The 212-nt window shown below is 74.1% G+C and carries 1 protein-coding gene; it reads right to left on the reverse strand.

Annotated elements, in window-relative coordinates; all coding sequences use genetic code 11:
* Positions 1-212, reverse strand: a 212-nt coding sequence (locus tag AC0VX0_RS12455; RefSeq protein ID WP_475452231.1) for a CrcB family protein, incomplete at both ends; no start/stop codon positions are given.

Genomic DNA, 212 nt, shown 5'->3' on the forward strand with positions numbered 1-212 from the left:
GCCGGCGACGACGAGACCGCAGGCGGTCGCGATCGCGCCGGATAGGACAGTGAGGAGCGCGTAGCCGGTGCCAGCGAGGCCGTGGCCGTCGAGGAACAGGGCGGCGGTGGACTCGGCGAGGGTGCTGTAGGTGGTGAACCCGCCGAGGACCCCTGTCCCGAGGAGCAGCCGCAGCACCCTCCGGCGACCGGCATCGGGCCCACGGTGCGCGA

The organism is Micrococcus sp. iso_26, from assembly GCF_056172975.1.